This is a genomic window from Ruminococcus sp. (assembly GCF_017650195.1).
Lineage (GTDB): Bacteria > Bacillota > Clostridia > Oscillospirales > Ruminococcaceae > Ruminococcus.
Map to the genome: position 1 here is coordinate 1 of NZ_JAGCFH010000126.1, position 7,312 is coordinate 7,312.

Annotated in this window: 9 protein-coding genes and 1 pseudogene; all 10 read left to right on the forward strand. The window is 48.6% G+C overall.

Annotation, left to right across the window (positions count from 1 at the left end):
* Positions 1-330, forward strand: a pseudogene (locus J6U00_RS05800) (dockerin type I domain-containing protein); the annotation flags it as partial.
* A 188-nt stretch (positions 331-518) separates the two neighbouring features.
* Positions 519-1,397, forward strand: coding sequence for a YicC/YloC family endoribonuclease (locus tag J6U00_RS05805; protein WP_296580093.1), 879 nt, complete (start codon positions 519-521; stop codon positions 1,395-1,397).
* A 4-nt stretch (positions 1,398-1,401) separates the two neighbouring features.
* Positions 1,402-1,659 (forward strand): DUF370 domain-containing protein, encoded by a 258-nt coding sequence (locus J6U00_RS05810; protein ID WP_296580095.1) that lies wholly within the window; start codon positions 1,402-1,404, stop codon positions 1,657-1,659.
* Positions 1,652-2,257 (forward strand): guanylate kinase, encoded by a 606-nt coding sequence (gene gmk, locus J6U00_RS05815; RefSeq protein ID WP_296580097.1) that lies wholly within the window; start codon positions 1,652-1,654, stop codon positions 2,255-2,257. The genes J6U00_RS05810 and gmk overlap by 8 nt, the downstream gene beginning before the upstream one ends.
* A complete protein-coding gene (gene rpoZ / locus J6U00_RS05820) occupies positions 2,250-2,459 on the forward strand; it encodes a DNA-directed RNA polymerase subunit omega (RefSeq protein WP_295079369.1) in 210 nt (69 codons plus the stop codon). The genes gmk and rpoZ overlap by 8 nt, the downstream gene beginning before the upstream one ends.
* The gene (gene priA / locus J6U00_RS05825; protein WP_296580099.1) at positions 2,459-4,909 is read left to right on the forward strand and encodes a primosomal protein N'; all 2,451 of its coding nucleotides are present in this window, start codon (positions 2,459-2,461) and stop codon (positions 4,907-4,909) included. Before rpoZ ends, priA begins: the two co-directional genes overlap by 1 nt.
* A gap of 16 nt (positions 4,910-4,925) precedes the next feature.
* A complete protein-coding gene (gene def / locus J6U00_RS05830) occupies positions 4,926-5,396 on the forward strand; it encodes a peptide deformylase (protein ID WP_296580101.1) in 471 nt (156 codons plus the stop codon).
* On the forward strand, positions 5,393-6,319 hold the full coding sequence (fmt, locus tag J6U00_RS05835; protein ID WP_296580103.1) for a methionyl-tRNA formyltransferase: 927 nt from the start codon (positions 5,393-5,395) through the stop codon (positions 6,317-6,319). Before def ends, fmt begins: the two co-directional genes overlap by 4 nt.
* A gap of 12 nt (positions 6,320-6,331) precedes the next feature.
* Entirely contained in the window at positions 6,332-7,090 is a 759-nt protein-coding gene (locus J6U00_RS05840) for a zinc metallopeptidase (RefSeq protein WP_296580105.1), read from the forward strand.
* A partial coding sequence (locus J6U00_RS05845; protein WP_296580107.1) for a transcription antitermination factor NusB occupies positions 7,090-7,312 on the forward strand: 223 nt, incomplete at its 3' end. The genes J6U00_RS05840 and J6U00_RS05845, both read left to right, overlap by 1 nt.

Genomic DNA, 7,312 nt, shown 5'->3' on the forward strand with positions numbered 1-7,312 from the left:
ACTAAGGACACAACTACAACTTCGACTACAACTAAGGACACAACAACTACTTCAACCACAACTGACGGCGGTACTTCTGCTTCTGTTACTAAGTGGGGCGACTCTAACTGCGACGGCGATGTAGATATGTCAGATGCTGTTCTTATCATGCAGTCACTTGCTAACCCGAACAAGTATGGCCTCGGCGGTACAGACGCTAAGGCTATCACAGCTCAGGGTCAGGCAAATGCAGATGTAGATACAGGCAGTGCAGGAATCACCGCTAACGATGCTCTCCGCATCCAGGAGTTCCTCCTCCACAAGATCTCATCTCTTGATCCTACTAAGTAATTAGTGGTAAATAATACTATTAAAGCTGCGCGGCTAAGCCGTGCAGCTTTTTGTACTCCGGAGCAGTGAAGCTGCCCAATATTTTCAGAAAATGCTTGCATTTTCGTACATAAGATGTTATAATATTATAATAGCATATTTATGCGAAAAAATATATTTAATTTAATTAGAGGAAAGCAGGCGATAAGGTGCTAAGAAGTATGACCGGCTATGGAAGAGCCCAGCAGATATTGAACGGAAGAGATATCCTTGTTGAGATACGCTCCGTTAACCATAGATATTATGAGTATTCTTCAAGAGTTCCGAGAACTTACAGCTATATCGATGAAAAGCTCAAGGCACTGCTAAAGACAGGCATATCCAGGGGCAAGGTTGAGATAGCAGTCACTATCAACAACATCGAGGGAAAGGATACTGAGATCGCTGTAAATAAGGGTGCGGCAGAGGGTTATGTGAACGCCCTTAGAAGCATTGCAGGGGACCTCGATGTAGAGGATGATATTACACTTTCAAAGCTGATGAAACTTCCGGATATCTTCAATATACAGAAAACTCCAGACGATGAGGAACAGGTCTGGGAGGACGTTTCAAAGGTAGCACAGGAGGCTATCAGGAAATTCGTCGAAATGCGTCAGATCGAGGGCGAACGTTTAAAGGCTGATATAACCGACAAGGCTGAGGGCATACTTGCTATGGTTGCAAAAGTGGAGGAGCTCTCGCCGAAGACAGTGGAGAATTACAGGAACAGGCTGTACAAGAAGCTCACCGAGGTCCTTGAAGGCAGGGATATAGACGAGCAGAGAGTACTCACCGAGGCTGCGATATTCGCGGAGAAGATCGCTGTTGATGAGGAAACTGTGCGCCTGAGAAGTCATATATCACAGCTTGAGAACATGCTGGCAGGCGATGACGCAGTGGGCAGAAAGCTGGATTTCATAGTGCAGGAAATGAATCGTGAGGTCAATACTATCGGCTCAAAAGCTCAGGATCTCAACGTCACAAAGGTCGTTGTGGACATGAAGGCTGAGATTGAGAAGATCCGCGAGCAGATACAGAATATCGAGTAATGCCATGAAGCTGATAAATATAGGTTACGGAAATATGGTCTCCGCCGAGAGGATAGTGACTATAGTGAGCCCTGAGTCAGCTCCCATAAAGAGACTGGTACAGGAAGCCCGTGACGACGGAAAAGCTATAGACGCTACTTATGGAAGAAAAACAAGAGCGGTTCTGGTAATGGACAGTGGTCATATCATACTCTCGTCCCTTATCACGGAAACTCTTGCTGCAAGAATAAATGGTTCTGGAGGTTCGGAAGAAAATGAATAAGGGCAGACTGATAGTTTTTTCCGCACCCTCGGGTTGCGGAAAGGGCACCATGCTGGAGGAGATATTGAAGGACGAGCGCTTTGCCGTGTCGGTATCTGCTACCACAAGAGCTCCTCGTGAAGGAGAGAAGGACGGTGTGAATTACCACTTTCTCACCCGCGAGGACTTCGAACAGCGCATTGCCGACGGTAAGTTTATCGAATACGCGGAGTACTGCCAGAACTTTTACGGTACCCTCGTTAGTGAGGTGGATGGAAGGCTTGAACAGGGACTTAACGTTATACTTGAAATAGAGCCTCAGGGCGCAATGAAGATACGAGAAAAGCGTCCCGATGCTGTGTTCATATTCATAGTTCCGCCTTCGATAGGAGAGCTTCGCCGCAGATTGAAAAAGCGCGGCACTGAGGCAGACGAGGTAATAGAAGAACGTGTTTCCAAGGCTGCGTGGGAGATATCTCAGGCTGCGAAATACGATTATGTTATAGTCAATGACGCCCTTGAGGACGCAATAAGCGATTTCTTTGCTGTAATACGCGGAGAACAGCTTAGAGTGAACTGCTCGGGAGATATTATAGAAGAGGTGTTGAAAAATGCTTAGACCTGCAGTAAATCAGATCATCACAAAGAACGAGAGCTGTTATTCACTCGTAATCGCTGTTGCGAAGAGAGCAAGACAAATCTCGGAGGAGCTTTACGACAAGGGTGAGACTCTCGAAGAGAAGCCTGTAAAGACTGCTGTTGAGGAACTTGCCAGCGGCAAGTGCAAGATAGTCAGCTCAGCTCCGCAGAACAACGAATAATGCCCCTTATCGCGGAGACCGCAGTCAGTGGAACAGCCTATTCCTTTGATATGCTGTTCAGCTATGCTGTTCCCGGGAGACTTGCGGCAAAAATTGCCTGCGGCTGTCGGGTGCTGGTTCCCTTCGGAAAGGGCAATATGCGCAGAATAGGTGTTGTTATGAAGCTTACAGAGGGAAGCACCGACGGACTTAAATCCCTTGTGTCTCTTGTGGATGAGGAACCGGTCATATCCGGAGAGCTTCTGATACTTGCCTTTTATCTGCGCGAGAATACCTTCTGCACTTTCTTTGACGCAGTGAAGTGTATGCTTCCACCTGCAATGAGTGTAAGTGCAAAAGAAACGTTCAGGATTGTTAAGAATTTCACGGATACTGCATCTCTCAGCCCTGCGGCAGCGGAACTATTGCAAACGCTTTCATGTGCTGCTGACATCAGAGAGCTGAACAGGCTTATTGAGGAGCATATCATAGAAAACGGAAGGCGGCTCTCAGACGAGCTCTGCGACGCAGGCGCCCTTGAATCGGACAACGTCTTCAGGCAGACGGTAGGCGACGCAGCCGTGAGAATGGTCCGTCTTTCAGATAAGTATTTAAGTTCTCCCGAGAGTTTCGACCTTACTCCCAAGCAGAAGAAAGCGGCGGATTTCCTTGAGGAATACGGTGCAGCATCTGTGCGTGAAGCTGCATATATGTGCGGTATCACCGAATCTGTCATCAAGCGCCTTTGCGCAAATGGTGCGGCTGAGGAGTATGAGGCGGAGGTGCTCAGGAAAGTCCAGGGAGAAGAAGGCGATGAGAGAAGCCCTGAGGATATAGTCCTTTCGGCTGAGCAGCAGAGTGCAAGAGACACCGTCGTTGCACAGCTGAATGAAAGAAAACCGGCGGTATTTCTGCTTCACGGAGTTACAGGCAGCGGCAAGACTTCCGTGTTTGAGAAGCTAATAGACGATACGGTTAAAATGGGCAGACAGGCGATGCTGCTCATACCGGAAATAGGTCTTACTCCCCAGACTCTAAAGCGTTTTCGCTCGCTGTTTGGCGAAAGAGTAGCTGTCATACACAGCGGTCTCTCTCTCGGACAGAGGCTTGACGAATACAAGAGAATAAAACGGGGCGACGCGGATATCGTAATTGGTACGAGGAGTGCTGTGTTTGCACCGCTCAGTAATATAGGACTCATTATAATAGATGAGGAGGGCGAGCGTTCCTACAAGTCGGACAGTTCACCGCGGTATCATACACATGATATTGCAAAGCAGCGCTGTGCTCATCACGGTGCGTCACTGTTGCTAGCTTCGGCAACGCCTTCTATCGAGAGCTATTATCTTGCCGAAAGGGGAGCCTACAGGCTTCTCGAAATGAAGGAAAGATATCAGAATGCACCGCTCCCAGAGGTAAGTATCATAGATATGAACCTCGAGCGCGAGGAAGGCAACCGTACTGAATTCAGCCGAAAACTGGCTGAGGAGATAAGCGCTAACCTGAAAAGCGGTGAGCAGTCCATACTGCTGCTCAATAGGCGCGGCTATCATACCATAATAAGCTGCTGCGACTGTTATCAGCCTGTGTATTGTCCAAACTGTTCGGTACCTCTGACCTACCACAAGAAGAACAACAAGCTGATGTGCCATTACTGCGGCTACGTCAGTGAGCCTGTTGAGACCTGTCCGTCCTGCGGCTCGAAGCGTCTGAAAAATATGGGCTTCGGTACGCAGAAGCTGGAGGAGGAGCTTTCAACCTTCTTTCCGGAGGCGCGAATTCTCCGCATGGACGCGGATACCACCTTTTCTCGTTATTCCTATGAGAAGAGCTTCACGGATTTTCGGGAGGGCAGATACGATATAATGATAGGCACTCAGATGATAGGAAAGGGACTTGATTTCCCAAACGTAACGCTGGTGGGAGTCCTTTCCGTGGATAAAGCTCTGTATACAGGGGATTTCCGCAGCTATGAGCGGACCTTCTCCCTTATCACTCAGGTGGTTGGACGTGGAGGGCGCGGTGAACGCAGTGGACGCGCCATACTCCAGACTTTTATCCCAGAGCACTACATCATGAACCTTGCCGCGGCTCAGGACTACAAGGGCTTCTACAATGAGGAGATAGCCATACGCCGTGCAATGATATTCCCGCCGCTGTGCGATATGTGCATATTCTGCTTTTCAGGGAATGAGGACATATCCGCAAGGCTCGGCGCAGAAGCTGTACTGAGGTTCATGAACGGAAAACTCAGGGAACTCCAGCCGAAAACTCCAGTGCGGGTGCTGGGGCCGGTGCGCTGTTCCTATGGCAGGATAAACGGTAAGTACCGCTACAGGATAATCATGAAATGCAAGAACAACGCCGAGATGAGAGGCTTCATAAGCGGAGTGCTCACAGGTGCGTCAAAGCTTAAAGAGATGAAAAACATAGCCCTGTATGTCGATATAAACGGCGATGTGGGCGTATAAAGAAGGATATGGTAAAATGGCTTTAAGAAGAATATTGACCGATAAGGATGAGATACTCCACAAGGTATGCAAGCCTGTGGAGAAGTTTGATGAGAAGCTGGCACAGCTACTTGACGATATGCATGAGACCCTGAACAAGGCTGAGGGAGTGGGACTTGCCGCTCCTCAGATAGGTGTATGCCGCAGGCTTTTTATCATGCATCTCAGCGAAGAGGATATTATCGAGGCGATAAATCCCGAGGTGATAAGCATAGAGGGCAAGCAGAGAGTACAGGAGGGGTGCCTTTCATGCCCTAATGTATGGGGCTATGTAACACGCCCGGCAAAATGCCGCCTTAAGGCTCAGGACAGGAACGGCAACTGGTTCGAGCGCGATTTCACAGACCTGGGCGCTCAGTGTACCTGTCATGAGAACGACCACCTTGACGGTCATGTATTTACGGAGATAGTTGAAGAATTCTTCGTACCCGAGGAGACTAAGAAATGAAAATAATTTTTATGGGAACACCCGAATTTGCAGTACCCTGTCTGCGTACTCTTGCAGAGAGCGGACATGAGGTGGCAGCGGTGTTCACACAGCCTGACAAGCCAAAGGGCAGAGGTTATAAGCTTATACCGACTCCCGTAAAGGCTGCGGCGCTTGAGTATGGCATACCGGTATATCAGCCTCTCTCTCTCAGAAAGGGAGAGGAAGCTGATGAGGCAATGAGGATACTCAGGGAGGCTGCTCCGGAGCTGATAGTTGTAACGGCTTACGGACAGATACTTCCAAAGGAGATATTGGAGTTGCCTAAATACGGTTGTATAAATATCCATGCATCGCTCCTGCCCAAGTACAGGGGAGCTGCTCCTATAAACTGGGTGCTCCTGAACGGGGAAAAAGAGACGGGAGTGACCTCGATGCAGATGAGCGAGGGGCTCGACACAGGCGATATGCTCATAAAGAAAAAAACGTATATCGGCGAGAACGAGACCTTTGAGGAGCTCTACGCAAGGCTTTCTGCTATGGGCGGCGAGGTGCTTGCTGAGACCATAGATGCGCTGGAAAAGGGCACACTCAGTCCCGAGGTGCAGGATGACAGCCTGAGCTGCTATTCTCCCATGATAAAAAAGGAGATGAGCGCTCTCGATTTCAGTAAAACAGCCGCTGAGGTACACAATATCATACGCGGAGTAACAGGCTTTGCAATGCTGGAGGGCAAGCGTCTTAAGGTATTCAGGTCTGAGATAGCTGAGGACAATTACAACGCCAGCAACGGTGCTGTTGTTGATACAAAGAGGTTCGCCGTCAAATGCGGCGACGGACGCGCGGTTATATTCCGCGAAGTACAGCCTGAGGGCAAAAAACGAATGAACACAGAGGACTTCCTCAGGGGCAAAAAGCTCACAGAGGGAGAGATACTCGCATAAGGAGGAAAAATAATGTATACAATGAGTTTAGCAGTTGCTGCTTTGATGGATTACGGCAGCTATTACGGTTACCGTTCATCAGGCGGAGACTACGGCAAATACCTGCTTTTATTCCTTGCAATGATTATTATCCCGCTGATAGCGCAGATAAATGTAAAAGCCACTTTCAGCAAATACAGCAAGGTAAACAATTCAAGAGGTCTTACGGCAGATCAGGTGGCAAGAATGATACTTGATTCCAACGGACTTCACAACATTAGGATAGAGCATATCTCAGGAGCTCTCAGCGATCACTTTGATCCTAAGGCAAATGTGGTAAGGCTTTCCGATGCAGTCTATGGACAGACATCTGTTGCAGCTATCGGAGTTGCGGCACACGAGTGCGGTCATGCCTGTCAGCACGCTGAGAACTACGGTCCTATCCTGCTCAGAACAAAGCTTGTTCCGATAACCAATATCTGCTCACGTTTCTGGTACCTCGTTCTTATTATTGGTTGTATACTGAGTAGCCTTACGATAGGTACACCTCTTATATATCTTTCCATCGCAATGTTTGCGGCAGTTGTCGTTTTCCAGATTGTTACGCTTCCATGCGAATTCAATGCCAGCGACAGAGCGCTCAAGACTCTTGAACGCGACGGTATACTCGAAATGGCTGAGGTGCCTCATGCACAGAAGGTACTCAAGGCAGCAGCTCTTACCTATGTTGCAAGTCTTGTATCTTCTATGATCCAGCTTCTCAGGCTTCTCCTTTCAGTAAGAAGAAGATAATGACAGATCCCCGATATCTTGCTGTAAAGCTTCTCGACAAAACATTCGTCAGCAGTAGCTATTCGAATTTGCAGCTTGACAGCGGTCTGAAGACATCAGACCTTGACGAAAGGGGCAGGAAGCTGTGCTCGGCCATATACTACGGCGTTATCGAGCACAGAATCACCCTTGACCATATAATCAGCGGACTCAGTTCACGTCCCATAGACAGGCTGGACAGCA